15 protein-coding genes are annotated in these 21,583 nt (G+C 74.6%); 10 read left to right on the top strand and 5 right to left on the bottom strand.

Annotated features, from left to right (window positions below; genetic code table 11):
* Positions 1-54 precede the first annotated feature (54 nt).
* The 5 genes from B207_RS0104700 (at position 55) to B207_RS0104680 (ending at position 9,566) form a co-directional block, all read left to right on the top strand.
* Positions 55-342, top strand: a complete 288-nt coding sequence (locus B207_RS0104700; RefSeq protein ID WP_018635368.1) for a hypothetical protein — start codon at positions 55-57, stop codon at positions 340-342.
* Between the two features lie 87 nt (positions 343-429).
* A complete protein-coding gene (locus B207_RS0104695) occupies positions 430-3,261 on the top strand; it encodes a bifunctional FO biosynthesis protein CofGH (RefSeq protein ID WP_018635367.1) in 2,832 nt (943 codons plus the stop codon).
* A gap of 445 nt (positions 3,262-3,706) precedes the next feature.
* Entirely contained in the window at positions 3,707-4,312 is a 606-nt protein-coding gene (locus B207_RS42745) for a WhiB family transcriptional regulator (protein WP_018635366.1), read from the top strand.
* Positions 4,313-4,663: 351 nt separating this feature from the next.
* Complete coding sequence (locus B207_RS32565) at positions 4,664-7,903, top strand: glycosyltransferase (RefSeq protein WP_018635365.1); 3,240 nt, start codon at positions 4,664-4,666, stop codon at positions 7,901-7,903.
* Positions 7,893-9,566 (top strand): DUF5719 family protein, encoded by a 1,674-nt coding sequence (locus tag B207_RS0104680; protein ID WP_154675144.1) that lies wholly within the window; start codon positions 7,893-7,895, stop codon positions 9,564-9,566. Before B207_RS32565 ends, B207_RS0104680 begins: the two co-directional genes overlap by 11 nt.
* Position 9,567: 1 nt before the next feature.
* Here the strand turns inward: B207_RS0104680 and manA are convergent, their stop codons facing one another.
* Both manA and B207_RS0104670 read right to left on the bottom strand, forming a co-directional pair.
* The gene (manA, locus tag B207_RS0104675) at positions 9,568-10,914 is read right to left on the bottom strand and encodes a mannose-6-phosphate isomerase, class I (protein ID WP_018635363.1); all 1,347 of its coding nucleotides are present in this window, start codon (positions 10,912-10,914) and stop codon (positions 9,568-9,570) included.
* Between the two features lie 70 nt (positions 10,915-10,984).
* Positions 10,985-11,377 (bottom strand): metallopeptidase family protein, encoded by a 393-nt coding sequence (locus tag B207_RS0104670; protein WP_018635362.1) that lies wholly within the window; start codon positions 11,375-11,377, stop codon positions 10,985-10,987.
* Between the two features lie 363 nt (positions 11,378-11,740).
* Between B207_RS0104670 and B207_RS0104665 the strand changes: the two genes are divergently transcribed.
* The 4 genes from B207_RS0104665 to B207_RS0104650 all read left to right on the top strand — a co-directional run bounded on the left by B207_RS0104665 (position 11,741) and on the right by B207_RS0104650 (position 15,053).
* Positions 11,741-12,163: a DUF3499 domain-containing protein gene (locus tag B207_RS0104665; RefSeq protein ID WP_018635361.1), complete on the top strand. Its 423-nt coding sequence runs from the start codon at positions 11,741-11,743 to the stop codon at positions 12,161-12,163.
* A gap of 109 nt (positions 12,164-12,272) precedes the next feature.
* Positions 12,273-13,634, top strand: a complete 1,362-nt coding sequence (locus B207_RS0104660) for a phosphomannomutase/phosphoglucomutase (protein WP_018635360.1) — start codon at positions 12,273-12,275, stop codon at positions 13,632-13,634.
* The gene (locus tag B207_RS0104655; RefSeq protein WP_018635359.1) at positions 13,634-13,834 is read left to right on the top strand and encodes a Trm112 family protein; all 201 of its coding nucleotides are present in this window, start codon (positions 13,634-13,636) and stop codon (positions 13,832-13,834) included. The genes B207_RS0104660 and B207_RS0104655 overlap by 1 nt, the downstream gene beginning before the upstream one ends.
* A gap of 67 nt (positions 13,835-13,901) precedes the next feature.
* Entirely contained in the window at positions 13,902-15,053 is a 1,152-nt protein-coding gene (locus B207_RS0104650; protein ID WP_018635358.1) for an SIS domain-containing protein, read from the top strand.
* A gap of 131 nt (positions 15,054-15,184) precedes the next feature.
* Here B207_RS0104650 and B207_RS32560 read toward each other — a convergent pair whose 3' ends face one another.
* Positions 15,185-17,614 (bottom strand): transglycosylase domain-containing protein, encoded by a 2,430-nt coding sequence (locus B207_RS32560; protein ID WP_018635357.1) that lies wholly within the window; start codon positions 17,612-17,614, stop codon positions 15,185-15,187.
* Positions 17,615-18,214: 600 nt separating this feature from the next.
* Positions 18,215-19,084, bottom strand: coding sequence for an RDD family protein (locus B207_RS32555; RefSeq protein WP_018635356.1), 870 nt, complete (start codon positions 19,082-19,084; stop codon positions 18,215-18,217).
* 107 nt (positions 19,085-19,191) lie between these two features.
* On the opposite strand from B207_RS32555, the gene B207_RS0104635 reads away from it, so the two are divergent.
* Positions 19,192-20,202, top strand: coding sequence for a stage II sporulation protein M (locus B207_RS0104635; RefSeq protein ID WP_026310671.1), 1,011 nt, complete (start codon positions 19,192-19,194; stop codon positions 20,200-20,202).
* Positions 20,203-20,283: 81 nt separating this feature from the next.
* Here B207_RS0104635 and B207_RS0104630 read toward each other — a convergent pair whose 3' ends face one another.
* Positions 20,284-21,582, bottom strand: a complete 1,299-nt coding sequence (locus B207_RS0104630; protein ID WP_018635354.1) for a DUF58 domain-containing protein — start codon at positions 21,580-21,582, stop codon at positions 20,284-20,286.
* Between the last annotated feature and the right edge of the window lies 1 nt (position 21,583).

Raw genomic sequence — 21,583 nt, 5'->3', positions numbered from 1 at the left:
GTTAGAGAGGGCTGTGAGATGGACGCAGCTCTTCACGTCGCTGGAAGGACCTCCATGTCCGCGATCAGGAACACACGGGCCACGACCAGTACCAGCACCCGTACCCCCAAGAGCCTCGAAGCCCTCTCCGCCTCCCTGAACCGCGCCCTCGCCGGCGTCCGGGCCCCGCAGGTCGCGGCCGCCCGGCACGCTGACCTGCGGGGCGGCGCGCCGTCCGCGGGCAGTGCGCGGACCGACCGCCTGGCCGCCCGCAGGCGCACGAACCTGCTGATCGGAACCCTCGACCGGCTTCGGCCGGCCGGCCCCGGGCGGAGCGGCGCCCGCGGCGGCGGCACCGCCTGACCCCGGCAGGGCACAACCAGCCGACCAGCCGCGTTCCACGGCCGGTCGGATCCCCCGACCAGACGACCATCTACCCAGGGTGAGCGCATGACGAGTACGGCTGCGGTACCGGACGGAGAACCAGCCGGGGAGAGGATCACTCCCACCCCCGGTCACCAACACCGCCCGGAACCGCCGCCGGCCTCCGGCGCCGCGCCGCCCGTCACCTTCACGCCCGCTGCCGCTGCCGCTGCCGCTGCCGACGCCGCTGCCGCCGACGCCGTGCCGTCGGTCAGCGCGATGCGGCGGGCGCTGCGACGGGCCCGTGACGGCGCGACCCTGGACGTCACCGAGGCGGCGATCCTGCTGGCCGCCCGCGGCACGGACCTCACCGACCTGTGCGCCTCCGCCGCGCGCGTCCGGGATGCCGGGCTCGTCTCCGCCGGGCGGCCCGGTGTCGTCACTTATTCACCCAAGGTCTTCATCCCGCTGACCCGGCTGTGCCGGGACAGGTGCCACTACTGCACCTTCGCGACCGTCCCGCACCGGCTCCCGGCGCCCTACCTGACCGTGGACGAGGTGCTCGAGGTGGCCCGCGCCGGTGCGGCGGCGGGCTGCGCGGAGGCGCTGTTCACCCTCGGAGACCGTCCCGAGGACAGGTGGCCCGCCGCTCGTGAGTGGCTCGACGCCCACGGCTACGAGTCGACTCTCGGCTACCTGCGCGCGGTCGCGGTCGCCGTGCTGGAGGAGACCGGGCTGCTCCCGCACCTCAACCCGGGTGTGCTGAGCTGGGCGGAGCTGGCCCGCCTCAAACCCGTCGCACCGTCGATGGGCATGATGCTGGAGACCACCGCCACCCGCCTGTGGTCCACCCCCGGCGGCGCCCACCACGGCTCTCCGGACAAGGATCCGGCGGTGCGCCTGCGGGTGCTCGCCGACGCGGGCCGGCTGTCCGTCCCGTTCACCACCGGCCTGCTGCTCGGCATCGGGGAGACCGTCACCGAGCGGGCCGAAACGATTTTCGCGCTGCGGGGGGTCGCCCGGGAGTACGGCTCCATCCAGGAGATCATCGTCCAGAACTTCCGGGCCAAGGACGACACCGCGATGCGCGGAGCGCCGGACGTCGGTGCCGAGGAGCTTGCGGCGGCCGTGGCGGTGACCCGACTGGTGCTCGGCCCGGGTATGCGGGTGCAGGCACCGCCGAACCTCGTCGACACCGCCGAGTGCGCCCTGCTGCTCTCCGCCGGTCTCGACGACTGGGGCGGGGTCTCCCCCGTCACCCCGGACCACGTCAACCCGGAACGCCCCTGGCCGGACCTGGACGTCCTGCGGGCGGTGACCGAGGAGGCCGGGTTCACGCTGCGGCCGCGGCTCACCGTGCACCCCACCCATCTGGAGGAGCCCTGGATCGACCCGCGGGTCGCCGGGCACGTGGCGGCGCTGGCCGGTCCGGACGGGCTGCTCGCCCCGGGCGCTCGGCCCACGGGGCGCCCCTGGCAGGAGCCCGACGGCGGGCTGGGGGACAGCGGCCGCACCGACCTGCACACCGCGGTGGACGTCGAGGGTCGCCGCGCCGACACCCGTTCCGACTTCGACTCGGTGTACGGGGACTGGGCGGCTCTGCGCGAGCAGGTACGGGCGGCGGGCACCGGCGTGGACGGCGTCTACGGCTCCGGCTCGGCGGCTGCGGCCGAGGCTGCTCCGGAAGCGGCTGCTCCGGAAGCGGCGGCAGGCGGAGCGGCGGCAGGCGGAGCGGCGGTGGCGCGGGGCGCCGTGCCCAGGGCGGAGCCGGAGGTGCTTGCCGCCCTGCGGCGGGCGGGCGCCGACCCGGCCGGGATCTCCGACACCGACGCGCTCACCCTGTTCGGGGCGACCGGCCAGGCGTTGGAGGAGCTGTGCGCCCTCGCCGACGGCCTGCGCCGGGAGACCGTCGGCGACGACGTGACCTTCGTGGTCAACCGGAACATCAACTTCACCAACGTCTGCTACACGGGCTGCCGGTTCTGTGCGTTCGCCCAGCGCCGCGGCGACGCCGACGCCTACACCCTCTCGCTGGACGAGGTGGCCTCGCGCGCCCGGGACGCCTGGTCGGTGGGGGCCACCGAGGTCTGCGTCCAGGGTGGCATCCATCCGGACCTGCCGGGGGACGCCTACTTCGGCCTGGCCCGCGAGATCAAGAAGGCGGCTCCCGGGCTGCACCTGCACGCCTTCTCGCCGATGGAGGTCATGAACGGCGTCACCCGCACGGGCCTGTCCGTGGCGGAGTGGCTGACCGCGGCGAAGGAGGCGGGTGTCGACTCCATCCCCGGCACGGCGGCGGAGATCCTCGACGACGAGGTCCGCTGGGTGCTCACGAAGGGCAAGCTGCCGACGGCGGCCTGGGTCGAGGTCGTGACCGCGGCTCACCGTGTCGGCCTGCGGTCGTCGGCGACGATGATGTACGGCCATGTCGACACCCCGGCCCACTGGGTGGCCCACCTGCGGCTGCTGCGCCGCATCCAGGAGGAGACGGGCGGCTTCACCGAGTTCGTCGCACTGCCGTTCGTCCACCACAGCTCGCCGATCTATCTGGCCGGGGTGGCCCGACCGGGCCCCACCGTTCAGGAGAACCGGGCGGTGCACGCGATGGCCCGGATCCTGTTGCACGGAGCGATCGCCAACATCCAGTGTTCGTGGGTGAAGCTCGGCACGGACGGGTGTGTCCAGGTGCTCGACGGTGGGGTCAACGACCTCGGAGGCACCCTCATGGAGGAGACGATCAGCCGAATGGCGGGGTCGCAGCATGGCTCACGCCGCTCGATCGCCGAGCTGGAGGAGCTTGCCGGGGCGGCCGGCCGTCCCCCGCGACAGCGGACCACTACCTACGGTGTGGTCTCTTCGGAACGCCTTGTCGCCGCACGTGGTGACGCTGCGCGCACCATGCTCGCCATCGTGAACTGAGGATCGTCACAGCTCGTCGGTGGCACTACCTAGTGTGACCGTGGCCTCGGGTGCCGCCTGGCAGCCCTGGTGATCGGTGTAGGTTTGGGTGGGATGTCCGGGAATCTCGACGTCCGCTATGGGGTGTTCGCCCTGCGGGCCGAGATCCAAAGCTCCAGGTGCACCCCGCGGATTGTCACTCTCCGTATTGGAGGGTTGGTCTGCGGGGACCCTCTGTGACGAGCCCCAGTGACTGTGAGCTATGGTCTCATCGCTGGTTGTAGAAGATGTTGCGTCGGTGGGGTTGACGCGGCCAAGTCTGGCGCGTGTAATTACCGGCGTGTCATTCCCCCCGTCGGCGGGACTCGTGCGGTAGGGCGACGTCCGGTCGGTGTGGATCCAAGACACCGCGCGCCGGCGTCCGGGGGGTGGCCGACCGCACCGCGACGGGTCTGGAGGAGTCCATATGGAGCACACCGACGCGGGCGTCCACACCGTCCTGGCGGACGTCGAGCGTCCCGCTGAGCACCACGCCGGACCGGTGCTGGAGGCCGCTCACGAGGCGGCGCCGCTGCCGGTCCCCGTGTCCGGGGCGTTCGTGTCCGGGCCGCACCCGCAGCCGGCCGGGTCGACCGCCGCGGCGGTCGCGCCGCCGGTCATGCCTGGCCGCGGCCGGCCCGGGCTGGTCGAGCCCGGCTATGACGCCGAGGTCGACGATCTCGAGGACGAGGACGACGACGAGGCCGGCGAGCTGGTCCGTCCCGGTGAGGTGCCCGCGCCCCGCACGAGCAGCGCGCTGGTGGACTCCCTCGCCGAGGTCATCGACATCGGTCTCGGGGATCTGCTCGGCGAGGCGATGGAATGGCAGGAGCGGGCGCTGTGCGCGCAGACCGACCCGGAGGCGTTCTTCCCTGAGAAGGGCGGGTCGACCCGGGAGGCGAAGCGCATCTGCTCCGGCTGCGAGGTCAGGGTCGAGTGCCTGGAGTACGCACTGGAGAACGACGAGCGGTTCGGGATCTGGGGCGGCATGTCCGAGCGTGAGCGGCGCAAGCAGCGCCGACGGGCCGTCTGACGCCGGATCCCACGGACGGCGCCCGCGATGACCACACCAACGCGGGGCACCGGCCGAGGCGCTCGGGCGATTCGTCCCCGAGATGCCGTTCGTTCCGGCCAGCGGGTCGTGGCGATCATGGTCGCCCGGCGAGGTGGGAGTGCGCAGAGCACCCCACCAGCGCCGGGTACCGTGCCCTCGCCACGCACCCCGCTGCCACCGGGAACTCCGTCAGTACCGCACACCCCGTCAGTGCCGCGCACCTTGCGCGGGCCGGTTCGGAGTTCGTCCGCCAGCGATGGCCTGGGCGATACCGATCTGGGCCAGGCACTGGCGGATCTTGCCGCGGCAGCACGTCCCCCTGACCGGATCGTGGTGGTCCGTCCAGGTGGGATCCTGACCGCGGGCCCGAGCTTCGTCCCGGCTCAGCGCGCCGGATCCGATCAGCTGTCGGGTCGGCCACCTGCCCACCGGCCCGCCGGCGCCGAGCACCCGGGCGAGCATCCCGGGCCGGCGGACGCGGGCGGCGCGGTTCCGGTCGTGGTCCTCGACCTTCCCCCCGGGACGTCCTTCGGTGCCGCGGTCGCCGCCGCCGTCAAGCTCGACAAGGCGGCCCAGCGCCACCGTGGCCGGGCCGACGCGACCGGACGGGCCGGCGGTGAGCCTGACCGGCCGGATGTCTTCTACTGGCTTCTCGGCGACGGGGTCGTGCCAGGCCACGACGCTCTCGACCGCCTGCTCACCTATGCCAGGGTCGACCGCAGCGCCGCGATCCTCGGGCCCGGGCTGCTCGCTGTCGGCGGGGCCGGAACGGCTGTCGAAGCCGGTGTCACCGTCGACCGGGCGGGGCGGCGGGTCCCAGCTGCGGCGTGGTCCGTCGCCGGGCCCGGCGACGCCGCTCGCGACGTGCTGGCGGTCTCCTGCAGCGGCCTGCTGATCCGCGCGGCCGCCTGGGAACGCCTGGGCGGCCTCGCGCCCGGCCTGACCGCGGGCCTCGACCTCGACCTGGGTCTGCGCGCCGCGCGCGCCGGTCTGCGCGTGGTCGCCGTGCCCCGGGCGACGGTCCGGGTCCGGGCAGGTGTGCGAGTGCACGACCGGGCCGACCGGGCCGACCGGGCCGACCGGGCCGACCGCGTCGCCGGTGTGCGGGTGCGCCTGACGCTGGCGCAGCCCATCTGGCTGCCGTTTGCCCTGCTGGCGCTGGTGGTGACCGGCCTCGGGAGGGCTGGGAGCCGGCTGACGCGGCCCGGTCAGCGCTGGCGCTCGGCCGCGGTCGAGGCAGGGGTGGTCGGCGCGGTCCTGGTCGCTCCCTGCGAACTGGCGCGGATGCGCCGGCGGGCAGCCCGGACGGCCGCCGTTCCCCGGCGCGCGGTGCGGCACCTGCTGCCGGCCCGGCGCGGCGCGACCTCCCTGGCCGGGGGCCTGCGCACCAGTTCCAGCACCAGCGTCAGCACCCGTCTGGCGGCGCGTACGGCCGCCCCGTCCCGTGCCTTCGTGGCCCTGATCGCGCTGCTGCTCGTCGCCGGCGGGGTGATGGCTCGTCGCCTCGCTCCGGACGCGTCCGGCGGCGGGGTGCCGATGCTCGCTGACGCCCGCGACCTGTGGTTCACTGCGTGGTCCGGATGGCAGGGCTCGGCCGGTGGCACGCTCGGCTGGCCAGGTGCCGCGCCCCCGTGGACGCCAGGGCTCGCGGCCCTCGCCTCCCTCGCCGGCCCGGTCGGCCTCGACGCCGGCGCGGTCTGCCTGGCCCTGCTCGCGCTGGCACCTGCCGCGGCCGCCTGCAGCGCCTATCGCGCCGCCGCGCGGATCACCGCTTCCCGGCGTCTGCGGACCGGCCTGGCTGCGCTCTACGCGATGTCCCCGCCCGTGGCAGGGTCGGTGATCGCCGGCCGGTTCGAGTCCGCCGTGGCGCTGGCCGTGCTCCCGGCCGTCCTCGCCACGGCCGACGAGGTCCTGCGTGGTGAGGTTCTGCGCGGTGAGGTCGTGCGTGGTGAGGTCCTGCACGGCCGTCCCGCGCCGCTGCGGGCCGGCTGGCCGGCATGGCGTCTCGCGGCCGGGTTGACCGTCCTCAACGCCTGCGCTCCCACCCTGGCGCCGGTCGCGCTTGTGGTCCTGCCTGTCGCCTTCCTGGCTGTCCGGCGTGGCTGCTCCGGCGGGGGCGGCTGCTCCGGCGGGGGCGGCTGGTCGGGCGCCCGACTGCCGGTCGCCCTGTTCGGCCTGGTCGCCGTCCTCGTGACCGCGTCGGCGCCGCTGCTGCCCGGCCTGGTCACGGGCGGGCCAGAGCCGTGGGGGTCCGTCGCCCTGACGGCCGGATCGGAGCGCAGCGGCCTGGTGGCCCGCGTCTCCGGCGGAGAAGATGAGACGACCGTCCTGTTCCTCACCGTGGCCGCCGGCGGCCTGCTCGCCGGGCTTCCCCGGCGCGGCCGCGGCCGGCGTTCGACCACCGCCGAGGCTGGAACAGAGCCGAGGGCGGCGCCGGGCAGCACCGCGACGCCCGCCGCCGGCTGGGCGCTCGCCGGCGCCGGGCTGGCCGGAGTGCTGCTCGCGGTCATCCTCGAGCGTGCCTGGTCGGACGGATCAGCGTCCGTGGTGGCCACCGCCGGCACCACCGGAGTCTGGGTCGGCCCGCAGTACGGCCTGGCCTGCGCCGGCCTGCTCGTCGCCGTCGGCCTCGCGCGGGCATCCGCGCCCGGCGGCGGCTCGTGGGCTCTTCGTGCCCTGTTCGTCGCGGGGGCGCTGGCGTTCGGCTCCGTCCTCGCCGCCGCCCCGCTCGCCCAGCCCCGGCCGGTCCCGCGCGACGAGACCCTGACCAGGTCCGTCACCGCACTGGCCAGGACCGGCGGCCCGGGCGCGCGAGTGCTCGTCCTGCGCGGGTCCGCTCCGGACCGCGCGATCTACACGCTGGCGGCGGACGAGGGCCCCCGTTTCCCCGGCGCGAGTTCGGGTCGGGCCTCGACGGCGTCCACTGTCCTTGCCCGCCTGGTCGGCGACCTGTCGGCGGGCGTCCCCGGAGCCGCGGCCGGACTCCCGGGCTTCGGGGTGACCGCGGTCGTCATGCCGGCCACCGCGTCCGACCCGTCCCTGGTCGCGGCACTGGACTCGGTGGACGGCCTCTGGCGTGACCGCCGCGGCTCGGGCGTCCTGGTGTGGCGCCCGGTGGACCCCGTGACCGGCCGGGCCTACCCGGCAGCCCGGGCCCGGCTCCTCCCCGCCGGGGCCTCCGACAACTCTGCGGGGGCCACCGGGCCCGGGGTGCCGCTTGACAAGCTGCGGCCGGGCACCGCGGGGCTGTCCGGAGCGGTCGAAGTCCCCGCAGGAGCGGCCGGCCGGCGGGTGGTGCTCGCCGAGACAGCCGATCCCGGCTGGCGGGCGTCCCTGGACGGTGCCCCGCTGACGAGGGCGCTGGCGGACGGCTGGGCACAGTCCTTCGTCCTGCCGGCCCGGGGCGGGTTGCTCGAGGTCGGCTACGACCACACCCGGCATCGTGCGGTGCTGCTCGCGGGTGCGGGTGCCGCCGGCGCGGTGCTGGCCACCGGCCTGCTGGCGGCCGTGGTGCGACCTGCGCACCGGCGCCGGCCCACGCTGCCGGGCGGTGCCCGCGATGAGGTCTGACCGGCGCTGGCGGGTGCCCGTGGCGTTCGGGCTGGTCTGCCTGGCGGCGGTCGTCGCGTCCGCGCTGACGGCCGCCGTGCCGCGCACGTCGGCGTCCGCGGCACCCAGATCGGTGACCTCGGCGACCCTGCTCTGCCCGGACCTCGGCCTGGAAGGCCGGGTCCCGCAGCTCCTCGACCTGGTGCGCGGCGCCGGGCCGGGCGGGGCGGTCCAGCCGTCGGACGGCTCGGCGCTGCTCGACGACGATCGCCAGCACGACGAACTGCTCCGCCTCCCCCCCGGCGGCGACCCGGCAGGCCGGCCGCCCGGTGAGCGCACCGGCGGCGGCCCGCTCCGGCTCGTCGCGGCCGGCCAGGCAGCGGCCGGTCTCACCGCCACGGTGACGTCGCCCGGTTCGGGAGCGGGGCCGTTGCGCGCCCGCTGCGAGCAGCCGCGCGCGCACACCTGGTTCGCCGGGCCGTCGACCGCCGCCGGCAGGGATCCCGTCCTGTACTGGACGAACGCCGGGCCGCGCCCCGCCCGGGTGGACGTGGGTGTCGTGTCGCCGGAAGGGACATCGCCGCGCACCGAGATCACGATTCCGCCCGGCCGGACGGTGAGCCGGCGCCTCGCCGCACTGGCACCCGAGGCCGCCGCGACCGCTATCGACATCCGGACCACGGCGGGACGGGTCCTGAGCTGGCTGGTCGACCGCGCCAGCGGGAGTGGCCCGGAGAGGGCGATCCCGGTGCCGCCCACCGCCGGCCCGGCCGCCCGGGTGCTGGTCGGAGGTCTGCTCACCCCGGCCGCGGCGGTGCGGGAGACGCGTGGGCCGGGTGCCGAACTGGTGCTCGCGGTGCCGGGCCGGGCCGCGACAGTGCGCGTCACCGTGCTCAGCGAGTCCGGTGCGCGGGTGCCGGCCGGCCTGGAAGCTGTCAGGATCCCGGCCGGGACGACGGTGCACCGCCCGATCGCACTGGCACCGGCGACGGCGTCCGCCCTGCTCGTCGAGTCAACCGACGGAACCGGTGTCGTCGCTGCGCTGAGGCTGGCCGGCGGCGGCCCCGACCCGGTCTGGGTGGCCGGGAGCCTGCCTGAGCGCCCGCACTGGACCGGTCAGGTCTCCGGCGACCCGGTGGGCATGGGGGCCGGCCCGGCGCCGCCCGGACTGGTGGTCGCGGCGGCCCCGGTCCCCAGATGGACGGCGGGTGCGCTGGTCCTGGCGGCGCCCGACCGGGCGGCCACCGTCTGGGTCGACGGCACGCGGGTCGACGTCGGCGCGGGCCGGGTGGTCCTCGCGGAGCTGCCTGCAGGCCGGACAGGCGCCCGGGTCGTCGGTTCGGGCGGAACACTGGTCGCCACCCAGGTGCTGGGAGCCAGCCCACCTCCGGGCACGCCACCCGCGCCGGGCACGCCACCCGCGCCGGGCACGCCACCCGCGCCGGGCACGCCACCCGCGCCGGGAGCGGGCGTCCTCCCGGCACCAGCGGACGTTCCGCTGTTTCCGGTGGCGGTCGACCCGCCGGCGGAGGCCGTGTCGCAGACCGCCGTCACGCTGACCGCGCCGGTACCGCGGACGGTCTCGGCGGTCGTTCCGCTCGTCGGAGCGTGGCGGTACCGCTCCGGCCCGGTTCCGGTGGCCGACCCTCGACTTCTCGTCGGCCCGGCTGTGTCTCCTGAATAGGTCAGACGCGGGCGCCCGCTGCGAAGACCCGGCCCGTGCCGGTGAGCTGCAGCGTGGCCGGCCCGGTCACCAGTGCCGAGCAGCCACGGTTCAGCGTGAGCGGTTCGAGTGGCAGCCCCGACCGGTCCGTTCCGGTGATCTCGACCTGCCCCTCCATCGCCAGCAGGATGGACGGGTCGGGAACGGTCACCGGACCGCCCGTGCAGACCGCCTCCCGCAGGACGAAGTCCTTCACCGGCGCCTGCCAGGTCCGCAGCTGACCTCCCGGACCGGTCGTCAGGGTCCGAGGCCGCAGGACCGGTGCGCCGGTGGGCCTCGGATCGAGGATCCGCAGCAGTTCGTCGACATCGATGTACTTGGGGGTCAGCCCACCCCGGAGCACGTTGTCCGAGGTCGCCATGATCTCGATCCCGACGCCCTGGACGTAGGCGTGCAGCAGCCGCGCCGGCTGGAACAGCCCCTCGCCCGGCTGCAGCGTCACGTCGTTGAGCAGCAGCGCCGCGGCGATACCGACGTCACCGGGATGGGTCGCGGCGAGCAGCCGGACCAGGTCGGCGGCGCGGCGCAGTTCCTCGGAGGCGCCGGGGCCGACCCGCTCGGCGGCACTCACCACACCGGCGGCGAGGTCGACCCCCGCCTGGGGCGGGAGGGTGAGCAGGCTGCGCAGCACCTGGGTGGCCCCACCGGACGGGTCGGTCGCCAGTGGCGCGAACGCCGCCATCAGCCCCGGATGGCCCAGCCCGCGCGCGACCGCGAGTGTCGCGGCAGGTGCGCGGATGCCGGCGAGGGCCCGGAACGGCGTCAGCGCCACGATCAGCTCGGGCTTGTGGTTGCGGTCGCGGTAGCGACGCCGCGGGTCACCCATGCTGATCCCGGCGGCCTGCTCGGCGTCGAACCCGGCGCGGGCCTGGGCGAGGTCGGGATGGACCTGCAGCGACAGGGCCTTGTCGGCGGCGAGCACCTTCAGCAGGAAGGGCAGCTCGCCGACCAGGTCGGCCGCCGCCCGGCGGGCGCCGCGCCCGGCCGTCTGCTCCGGCGTGGCATCACCCGGCCCGGACGCCCCGACCACCTCGGCCGGAGCCTGCGGATGGGTGCCGAGCCACAGCTCGGCGACGGGCTCCCCGTCAGCGGGAACGCCCAGCAGCTCGGGGATCGCGGTGGAGGAGCCCCAGGCGTAGCGCTGGGACTGACCGTGCAGCTCCAGGACGCGGACCGAGGCCCGGTGCGGCCGCGGGCCGGCGCCCGTCGTGCTGGTGGTGCCTGCGCCGACCGTGCTGGTGAGCCGGCCGCGGGCCTGGGTGCTGTCGGTGCCCGCGGTGCTGGTCGGCGCGCTCTCCCCGATGGTCACAGGTGTCTCCGTCCCCGCCTCGGCGGTCGTGAGCGGCTCTGGTTCGGCGTCGGGCGGATGTCGCGACGGTCTACTCCTCGTCGCCCCAGCCATGGCCTTCGGGGTCGATCACGGCAGGGTCGACGTCCATCATCTCAGCCACCTGATGGATGATCGCGTCGAGGACGAGCTCGGCGAGGTCCTCGGGCATGACGGCGCGGGCCTCCAGCGGACGCCGGTAGACGACGATGCGCTGCGGGGTCGCGGAGCGGCCCCGTCCGGACGCCGGCTGGTAGGAGGCCAGTGGAACGCCGTCATCGGTCGGACTGACCGGCGGGACGTCCTCGACGGCGAACTCGACGTCGGCCAGCTCGGCGGACCATCTGTGGTCCAGGTGCTCGACCGCGTCCAGGACAAGGTCGTCGAAGCGCTCACCGCGGGTGGCGTAGGCGGGCACGTCGGGGGGTAGGAGCGTGCCACGCATGCCACGTCCGCGGCGGTCCCGTCGCCGGCGGGGTGGGATGGGGCGCGTGGCCGTGGGGAAACGCACTTCGGGCGTCCTGGCGGGTTCGGCCATCGTGACAGAGTAACGCCGTTTCCGGCGGACGATCACAGCGGCGGCGGCGCGATGGGGCCCCACCGGCCCGGTACCCCCCACGTAGGGGTACCCGACCAGGAGCGACACGACGTCAGAAGGCGGTTTCGGTCGAAGTGTGTGCGCCGTTCTGGTGTAATTGTGTGCGTGGAGCAACCGAGTGATAAGCGCTGCGTCACAGTGACCTCTGCCGGTGCGCGACACGACGGGCGGTGGTGGCCGTCGCCCGTTCCGGGGTCTACCGTCCGGAACGTGAAGCCTCGGCGCTGCTCCCGCTCGGCCTGTTCCGCGGCCGCGATCGCCACGCTCACCTACGCCTACGCGGAGTCCACCGCCGTACTCGGTCCGCTGTCGCCGTTCGTCGAGCCGCACTCCTACGACCTGTGTGGGGTTCATGCCGACCGGCTGACCGTGCCGCTGGGGTGGGCGGTGGTCCGGATCGAGGCCGAGCAACCGTCGGGGCAGGAGCAGACCTCCGACGACATCGAGGCGCTCGCCGACGCGGTGCGCGACTCCACACCCCGCCGTCCCGAGCCGCCCGGCGGCCCGGGTGCTCCGGGTGGCCCCAGCGGGCCCAACGGCTCCGGAGGGGCCACCGGGCCCAGTGGGTCCATGCCGCCGGGTCCGCCCGGCGGCCGGCGCGGGCACCTGCGCGCCGTCCCGAGCCCGTCCTGACCGGCGCACGCCGATCCGCCCCCCGGCAAGGCGCTGGTGTTGTTGTCGGCGGGTGCGGATAAGGTCAACCCGGTCGATCGACGCCGGGTCAGGAAAGGGTGGTTACGGGGTGCGCGACCTCTCACGGATCTTCAAGGCGTACGACGTGCGAGGCGTGGTGCCGTCCGAGTTCGACGCGGAGGTGGCCCGGGCGACGGGGGCCGCGTTCGTACGGCTGCTCGGCGTTGACCGCATCGTCACCGCCCACGACATGCGCGAGTCCTCGGTGCCGCTGGCAGCCGCCTTCGCGGAAGGCGCCACCAGCCAGGGTGCGGATGTCGTCGCCGCCGGTCTCGGGTCGACCGACCTGCTGTACTTCGCGGCCGGCTCGCTCGACCTGCCCGGTGCCATGTTCACCGCCTCGCACAACCCGGCGAAGTACAACGGCATGAAGCTGTGCCGGGCGGGTGCCGCCCCGATCGGGCAGCAGACCGGCCTGGCGGAGATCCGGGCGCTGATCGAGGCGGGCATCCCCGAGTACACCGGCCGGCCGGGCACGGTCACCACGCGCGACCTGCGCGACGACTACGCACGCCATCTCCGCTCTCTCGTCGATCTCACCGGCATCCGCCCGCTCAAGGTGGTCGTGGACGCCGGCAACGGCATGGCGGGCCTCACCGTCCCGGCCGTGCTCGACAGTCTTCCGCTCACCATCATCCCGATGTACTTCGAGCTCGACGGCAGCTTCCCCAACCACGAGGCCAACCCGATCGAGCCGGCGAACCTGCGCGACCTGCAGGCCGCGGTGCGCGCCGAGGGCGCGGACATCGGGCTGGCGTTCGACGGCGACGCCGACCGCTGCTTCGTCGTCGACGAGCGCGGCGAGATCGTCTCACCCTCGGTCATCACCGCCCTGGTCGCCGAGCGTGAGCTCCGCCGGGAGCCGGGGGCGACCATCATCCATAACGTGATCGTCAGTCGGGCCGTGCCGGAGCTGGTGGCCGAGCGTGGCGGTGTGCCGGTGCGCACCCGCGTGGGTCACTCGTTCATCAAGGCCGAGATGGCACGAACGGGCGCGGTCTTCGGTGGCGAGCACTCGGGTCACTTCTACTTCCGGGACTTCTGGCGGGCGGATTCGGGCATGCTGGCCGCCCTGCACGTCCTGGCGGCGCTCGGGGGTCAGCAGGGCCCGCTGTCCGGTCTTCTCGGCGGCTACGCCCGCTACGCGGCCTCCGGTGAGATCAACTCCGAGGTGGCCGACGCCGAGCTGGAGATGAGCAAGGTGGCGAAGGCCTACGCCGGCCGCGCCTCGGACGTCGATCACCTCGACGGCCTGACCGTCTCGCTGCCCGACGGCTCCTGGTTCAACCTCCGGCCGTCGAACACCGAGCCACTCCTGCGCCTGAACGTCGAGGGGCGCGATGATGCCTCTATGTGCCGGCTGCGCGACGAGATCCTCGTCAGCATCCGCGGTGGAAGGGAGACTTTCTGATGAGCCTCGATCCCCTGTTGCTGGAGATCCTTGCCTGCCCGTGCCCGGATCACGCCCCGCTGCGCGAGGAGACGCTGGGCGGAGCCCCGGTCCTCGTCTGTGAGTCGTGCGGGCTGGCGTTCCCGGTCCGTGACGACATTCCGGTGATGCTCCTCGACGAGGCGAAGCCGTTCCCGGCGCCGGCCGGCTCGGCATCCTGACCGGCGTTCGCACCGGAGCCCGGCAGACGACCAGGGCCCCGGCCCGGCTCGGCACCGTGCGGCCGGCGTGAACGTCGACGAGTCCCTGCTGGACGACTCGAACCGGCTCACCGAGGCCGACACGCTCAACCTGCTGCCGCACACCGCCTCGGCGGCGCGGCAGGCGAGGGAGGGCTGGCGGCTCGCCCAGGAGGCCGGAGTGGCCTCGCTGGGGTCGGATGGCCGGCCCCGCGCGATCGTCGTGGTGGGTGTCGGTGCGTCGGCGCTCGCCGCCGACGTGCTGGAGGCCGTCGTCGGCCCCGCGGCGCCGGTTCCGGTGATCAGCCATCGGCGGCACGGGCTGCCGGGCTGGGTCGGCGTGGCCGATGTCGTCCTCGGTGTGTCCGCCTCGGGGGTGTCGAGCGAGACCTGCTCCGCTGTCGAGGAGGCCTACCGGCGAGGGTGCCGCCTCGCCGTGGTCTGCCCGCCCGACACCCCGCTCGCGCATCTCGCCGGTGTGTCCCGTGCTCCGTTCGTGGCCCTTCCGGAGACCCGACCCGCGCATACCGGCCTGTGGTCACTGGCTGTTCCGCTGCTCGCCGCCGCGGCCGCGCTCGGCCTGCTGCGCGACGGCGGCCCGGCGGTGGAGGCGGCCGCGGTGCGCCTCGAGGAGACGGCGATCCGGTGCCGGCCGTCCAGCGAGTCGTTCGTCAACCCGGCGAAGACGCTCGCGCTGGAACTGGCCGGGGCGCTGCCGATGTGGTGGGGGACCACCCGGCTGGCCGAGGTCGCGGCGGCCCGCGCGGCAACGGTGCTCGCCGCGCATGCCTGGTATCCGGCCCTGGCCGGAGCACTGCCCTACCCGGCCTACGATCAGGCCGCGCTCCTCGGCGGGGCGTTCGGGGCCGGCGCTGGTGCCGAGGGCGGGGCGGCCGGCGATCTCGATGACTTCTTCCGCGACCGGGCCGACGATGTGGAGACCACCCGTCTGCGGCTGGTTCTGCTGCGGGATGACACCAGCGAGCATCCCGAGGTCAGCCGGGCCGCGGAGCGGGCCGTGGCCGTCGCCGGCGAGTACGGTGTCGGCGTGACCGAGCTCCGGATGACGGGGACCGGCCCGCTGGAACGTCTGGCGTCCCTGGTCGGTCTGATCGACTTCGCCGGGGTGTACGTCGCGCTCGCCCTCGGGGTCGACCCGAGCAGCGCACCACAGCTTCGCCAGCTTGGTTCCGCCCGCTAGCGCCGTGACCGGCCGACGCGCCTGTCCTGGGGACTCCGGCCTGCTGCCTGCTCTGCCTGGGGAACGGCCGGGTGACCTCGCACCTCTGGGTGACCTCGCACCTTTCGCGAGGTCACCCAGGTCTGCCGTGGCTACCGCCCCTGGCTGACGCCGCCCTGCGACTGCGTACCGGGCCGGGTGGGACGTCCGGACTGGCTCGTCTGGCCGCCCTGCCCGGTCGCGGCGCCGCTCTGGGGCTGCTGCTGGCCCGGCAGGGGCAGGCCGGGAAGCTGGCCGGTGCCGCCCTGGCCGCCCCCCTGCCCGAGGCCCGTAACGAGGTCCTCCAGGCTCGGCTGCGTGGGGGTCGGCGCCGGCGGCGGGGTGTTCATGAGCCGGCCGCCCTTCGTGCCCCGCGCGGTCGCCGGGTCCGCGGCGGGCAGCGGCTGCACGGGCTGGCCGGCCAGCGCCCCGCGCATCGACTGCCCGAAGATGCGTGCGGGCAGGTCACCGCCGTACACATGCGGCCAGGTCCGCCCGTTGATGGAGACGTTGCGCAGCGGGTTGGTCTCCGCCCCGTTCGGGTCGCCGACCGCGACAGCGGCCGCGATCTGCGGGGTGTAGCCCACGAACCAGGCGCTGGAGAACCCGTCGTTGGTGCCCGTCTTCCCCGCCGCCGGGTGGTTGAAGCGGGCGTTCCCGCCTGTCCCGTTGGTGAGGACCCCGGCCAGGATGCTCGTCACGGTGTCCGCGACCCCCTGCGCCAGCACCCGCTCGCACTTCGGGGTGACTCCCACGTCGAGTGCCTGGCCGGCCGAGTCGACGATCGAGGACGCGAACCGCGGGTCACACCGGATGCCGCCGGACGCCAGGGTGGAGTAGGAGACGGCCATGTCCATCGGGGTCACGTACTCGCCGCCGATGGTCACATCACCCTTGGTCGACGGGATGTCCTTGAGGTGGTCGGGGGAGACCCCGAGCCGGGTGGCCATCTCGACGACCGCCGGCACCCCGATCTCCTCCTCCAGCTGGATGAAGTAGGTGTTGACCGAGTCCCAGGTCGCCCTGCCCATGTCGTAGATCCCGACCTCGGCGGGGTCCGCGTTCTGGTAGCCCTTCGGGCAGTCACCGGTGCCGCGGTCCAGTGGGAAGGCGGGGGTCTCGTAGCAGGCCGGCGAGTAGTAGGCCGTTCTCACGCCGTAGCCCTGCTCCAGTGCCGCCGCCAGGGTGAACGTCTTGAACGTCGACCCAGGCTGGAAGGGGGGGCCGTTGGGCGGGCTGTCCAGGGTCGGCAGCGGTACCACCGTCTGGTTGGCGGCGACATCGGTCCCGTAGGTGCGGTTGACGGCCATGCCGAGGATCGCGCCGGTTCCGGGCTGGATGACCACCTCGGTCGCCGACACCCGGCTGTCCCGCGGGATCGTCGAGTCGACCGCGGTCTGCGCGGCCTGCTGGACCTGCGGGTTCAGCGTCGTCTGGATGACGAGGCCGCCCTCGTAGATGCGGCGGTCCCGCTCCTGGGCCGTCGCGCCGAGCGCCGGGCTGGCGCGCAGCTGGGCGCGGACGTAGTCGCAGAAGAACGGCGCCCCGGAATCCTCGCAGGAGTCCTGGACCTCGGGCTGGTCGCGGCGGACGTCGATCGGCATCTGCCTGGCCGCGTCCGCCTGCGTGCGGCTGATGTAGTTCTCGTCCGCCATCCGGGTGAGCACCATGTTGCGGCGCTCCCTCGCGGCCTCCGGGTGGTTCACCGGGTCGTAGCGGGACGGGCTCTGCACCAGCCCGGCGAGCAGCGCCGCCTGTTCCAGGGAGACCTGCGAAATCGGGACGCCGAAGTAGTGGTCGGCGGCGGTGCCCACGCCGTACGCCCCGTCACCGAAGTAGGCGATGTTCAGGTACCGCTCGAGGATCTCGTCCTTGCTGAACCGCTGCTCGATCGCGACGGCGTACCGCAGCTCGCGCAGCTTGCGGTCCAGCGAGTCACCGGCGACGGCCTCCTGTGCCTCCGGTGTGTCGGCATCCTGCAGCAGCACGTTCTTGACGTACTGCTGGGTGAGCGTCGAACCGCCCTGGGTGGTCGTGCCGGCCTCGCTGTTACGGGCGGCGGCGCGCAGGACGCCCTGCGGGTCGACCCCGTTGTGCTGGTAGAACCGGGCGTCCTCGATCGAGACGATCGCCTCGCGCATGATCTGCGGGATCTGGTCGCCCGTGACGACCTGCCGGTTCTCGGCGCCCCGCAGCGTCGCGATGAGGGACCCGTCCGACGCCAGGATCCGGGAGCTCTGCGGCAGCGGCGGGGTGACGAGGTTGGAGGGCAGTTCCAGGAAGTGGTCGGCTGACGCCTTCGCGAACAGACCGGCGGCGGCCCAGAACGGCAGCGCGAGCAGGCCGACGACGACACCCATCGCGCTCACGACGAGCCCGATGCGGGTGAGCTGGCGGCGGCGGTCGACGGGGCGGCGGATCCCGCCCGTCAGCGGCCCGAACGGCAGGTCCTCGGGGGAGCCGGCCCGCGCCGGCCCTGATTCCGCGAACCGACGGCTCGGCGGACGCACGGCGAACCTGCCCCCTGGGCGCAGACCCGCCACCGGGGCACTCCTGCCGGCCCCGGCACCGGCGCGTCGCCGCCCGGCGCCGGAGGCTCTCCCCGCGCGGGGACCGCTGCCGGCAGGAGTGCCCGTGCCACTGTCCGTACCGCTGCCAGCGCCGGCGCGGCTGCCCGGGGCGGAGTCCGAGCCCGCGCCTGCACCGGCGTCCGTGCCACTGCCGTTGCCGGCTCGGCCGGGCTCGTCGGCGTAGGCGATGCCTCCGGGCGACCCACCCGTTCCTGCCTGCCCCCGACCTGTGCCGGGGTCCCGTGGGTCCTGCTGCCGGCCGACACGGCCGGACGCGGCTTCACCGCGGACCGGGGATGCCGACTCCCGTCCCTGCGACGTCGTTGTCACCCCCCAATGTGGGCCCGACCAGGAGGGCCGGAGCTCGATCTGGCGGACCCGTCAAGCATGCGTGACCGCGCGCCGAGCTGCTCACCCGGCCCTCGGAAGGTCATTGAACGCGTGCCGTCACATGACTCGGGGCGAAAGAGGCGGTTCGTCGCGATCGCCCCGGAGGATCCCGCGGTTCAGACGCTAGACGAGCCCGGGCCGGGGTGACCAGCCGGGCCGGGCGGGCTCCCGCCGCCGTTGACCTCACCCACGCGGACCACCCCCGGAACCCACGGGTTGCCATACCGGCTGGGGGACGGCCGGCGCCGCGCGTACCGGATCCGGGCCCTGCGCCGCCCGCTGGACGGACGTCAGGCGCAGGTAGGCGCGGCGGGTCCGCTCGCCGAGCACCGCGGAGAGGACGGCCCAGCCGGGCGTCCCGGGTGGCGGTGGCGGCACGACGACGGCGGTGATCTCCCGGACGAGCTCTGTGCCGAGGCGTTCGCGGGACTCGTCCGACAGCTGGTGGGTGCGCGCGAGGAAGCCGCGGGCGCGCAGGGCCAGGCCGTCGTCGACACCGGCGAGGTCCAGCAGGGCGGCCCAGCCGGCCAGCTGCGGCGGGATGGTCGGCGGCGCCCCGGCGACCCGCGGCACCTTCACCTGGAGGACCACCGTGCCGGCGAAGACGTCGCCGAGCCGCTTCGACCGGCTGGACACGACCATGCAGATGATCGCCGGCAGGCCGAGGAGCAGGCCGGGCCGCTCGCAGACGACGCCGATCAGCCCACGGGTCAGCGCGTGCCGGAACCGGATCGGGCCACCGTCGTCGCGGACGACCCGCAGGCCCAGCGCCATCTTGCCGAGGGTGCGCCCGCGCAGGAACGTCTCGCAGGCCACCGGATAGCCGAGCAGGATGCCCACGTAGACGATCAGGAACAGGGCGGTGGCGAGCGCCTCGTCCTCGGGCTGCACGCCGAGGAAGGCGACGACCAGCAGCCCCCCCAGGGCGCAGCCCTGGATCGCCAGGTCGATCAGCCCGCAGACCATGCGTGAGCCCAGCCGGGCGACCCGCAGGTCGATGGCGACGGCCTCACCCGTGACCAGCTGCGCCGGGCCGGCGGCGGCCTGGCTCACCGGCCCTGCCCCGGGCCGTGTCCCCGGCCTGGGCCTGTCGGCCGCTGGTGCGTCATGTCCGTCCTCTGTCCTGTCCGCTGCCCCGTTCTGGAAGAGTAGTGGGTGTCATGGATCTCGATGCGTATGTCGCCGTCCACCGTCCGGAGTGGGAGCGGTTGGGTCACCTTGTGGACCGCGCCGCCCGGCCGCGGCGGATGGCGGCCGCGGAGCTCGACGAACTCGTCGAGCTGTACCAGCGGGCGGCGACCCACCTGTCGGTGATCCGGGGCCGCTCCTACGACCCCGCCCTCGTCGACGACCTGGCGAGCCTGGTCATCCGGGCGCGGGCCGCCGTCGTCGGCGCTCCGGACCGCGGCTGGCACGTCGTGGGCCGGTACTTCACCGTGACCTTCCCGGCCGCCCTCTACGCCCGCTGGCGCTGGGTGGTCGCGACCACGCTGGTCTCGCTCCTGCTCGCCCTCGCCGCCGCACTCTGGATCATCAACGACGCGCAGGCGCGGGCCAGCCTCATCCCGCCCGACGACGTGGCGGCGCTGTGCAACTCGGAGTTCGCCTCCTACTACTCCGAGCACCCGGCCTCGTCGTTCGCCAGCCAGGTCTGGACGAACAACGCCTGGGTGGCGGCCCAGGCGGTGGCGCTCGGGGCGCTGCTCGGCCTGCCGACGATCGCCCTCCTGGCGGCGAACTCCCTGAACCTGGGCCTCATCGGCGGCTACATGGCCGGCTGCGGGGAGAGCGGCCAGTTCTTCTCGCTGATCCTGCCGCACGGGCTGCTGGAGCTCACCGTGGTCTTCGCGGCCGGTGCGGTCGGCCTGAGACTGGGCTGGGCGATCATCGCGCCGGGGCCGCGGCGGCGGCTGGAGGCACTGGCCGCGGAGGGGCGGGCCGCGGTGGCCATCGTGCTGGGGCTGGCGGTCGCGCTGGGGCTGTCCGGCGTGATCGAGGCGTTCGTGACACCGTCCTCGCTGCCGGCCGCGGTCCGCATCGGCATCGGGGTCCTCGCCTGGGGTGGCTTCGTGGCCTACGTGTGGGTCTATGGCAGCCGGGCGGTCGCCGCCGGCGAGACCGGCGACCTGGACGCCGCGCTCGCCGCGGACCTCGCGCCCGTCGCTGCCTGAACCGTGCCCGGGTCTGTGGCCCGGGTCTGTCGCCTGGCCCTACCGGCTGGCCCTGTCGCCTGGCCCTGCCGGCCGGCGTGCCTACAACCTGCCGCGCGCCTTCAGTGTGAGGTAGGTGTCGGTGACCACCGCCGCGTAGCCCGCGGGGGGGACGTCCACGACCTCGACCCCACGCCGGCGGAGCAGCGCGGTCAGCTCACGCCTGCGCAGCAGCGTCTGCTCGGCCGCGGCCGCCGCGTACACCTGCCCGACGTCGTCGTGCCCGGTGGCGAGCTCGTCCAGCCTGGGATCGCGCAGCGCGGCCACCAGCACCGTGTGCCGGCTGGTCAGGGTGGGCAGCGCGGGCAGCAGGCCCTCCTCGATCACCGCCGGCACCAGATCGGTGAAGATCACGATCAGGGCACGGCGGGACGACGCGCGCAGTACCGCGGACGCCATGCCGTCGTGGTCGGCCTCGACCAGCGCCGGCTCCAGGGTGGCCATCGCCTCGCTCATGCGGGCCAGCAGACCGTGGTCCCGCGTGTGCGGCAGGGAGATCCGGGTGGTGCTGTCGTGAGCGGTCAGGCCGACCCGGTCGCCGGCCCGCAGCGCGACGGCGGTGAGCAGGAGCGCGGCGTCCATCGCGTGGTCCAGGCGGGGGACGTCACCGACCCGCCCGGCGGACGTCCGGCCGGAGTCGAGGACACAGAGCACCCGGCGGTCCCGCTCCGGTCGGAACGTGCGGACGACCACCGCGCCGTGGTGACGCGCGGTCACCCGCCAGTCGATGGTCCGCACGTCGTCGCCCACCACGTACTCGCGCAGACTGTCGAACTCCGAGCCGGCACCGCCGCCGCGCAGCGCCACCTCGCCCGTCACCTCGCGCAGCCGGGCCAGCGCCGCCGGGAGATGGCGGCGGGAGGTGAACGGCGGCAGCATCCGGAGGCGCCACGGCGCGTGATGCCGGCCCTGGCGGCCGGCCAGGCCCAGCGGGCCCAGCGAACGGACCGTGATCCGCACCGGCACCCGGTCCCCGCGCCGTGTCGGGTGCAGCACCGTCTCCAGGAAACGCCGCTCACCGGCGGGCACCGTCACCGTGTGGACCCGCGGGCGGGCACCCGCGGAGGGCACCCAGCCGTCCCGGATACGGGCCCGTACGGTTCGGCGGCCGCCGTTGGTGACGGTGAACCCGAGCGTCACCGGCTGCCCCAGCCGGGCGGACGTCGGCCCGGACCGGCTGAACGTGCAGGCGCGCACCGCGCCCGCGAGACAGAGGTCTGCGGTGATCAGCACACCGATCACCAGGTTCACGACCAGGAAGGCGGCGCCTGACGCGGGGGAGACGACCAGGACCGCGATGCCCAGCGCGACCAGCGCCACGGCGCGGCCGGTGATAGCCACC

The organism is Parafrankia elaeagni (assembly GCF_000374165.1).
GTDB lineage: Bacteria > Actinomycetota > Actinomycetes > Frankiales > Frankiaceae > Parafrankia > Parafrankia elaeagni.
The sequence above is the reverse complement of the archived record's forward strand: the minus strand, read 5'-3'. Positions and strand labels throughout refer to the sequence as shown.

What these genes read in the sequence shown, in the direction of transcription:
- B207_RS0104670 (WP_018635362.1), bottom strand. Translation starts at nt 11,377, where the DNA reads ATGCGTGGCACGCTCCTACCCCCCGACGTGCCCGCCTACGCCACCCGC.
- B207_RS0104655 (WP_018635359.1), top strand. Translation starts at nt 13,634, where the DNA reads ATGAGCCTCGATCCCCTGTTGCTGGAGATCCTTGCCTGCCCGTGCCCG.
- B207_RS0104700 (WP_018635368.1), top strand. Translation starts at nt 55, where the DNA reads ATGTCCGCGATCAGGAACACACGGGCCACGACCAGTACCAGCACCCGT.
- B207_RS0104695 (WP_018635367.1), top strand. Translation starts at nt 430, where the DNA reads ATGACGAGTACGGCTGCGGTACCGGACGGAGAACCAGCCGGGGAGAGG.
- B207_RS0104680 (WP_154675144.1), top strand. Translation starts at nt 7,893, where the DNA reads ATGAGGTCTGACCGGCGCTGGCGGGTGCCCGTGGCGTTCGGGCTGGTC.
- B207_RS42745 (WP_018635366.1), top strand. Translation starts at nt 3,707, where the DNA reads ATGGAGCACACCGACGCGGGCGTCCACACCGTCCTGGCGGACGTCGAG.
- B207_RS0104635 (WP_026310671.1), top strand. Translation starts at nt 19,192, where the DNA reads ATGGATCTCGATGCGTATGTCGCCGTCCACCGTCCGGAGTGGGAGCGG.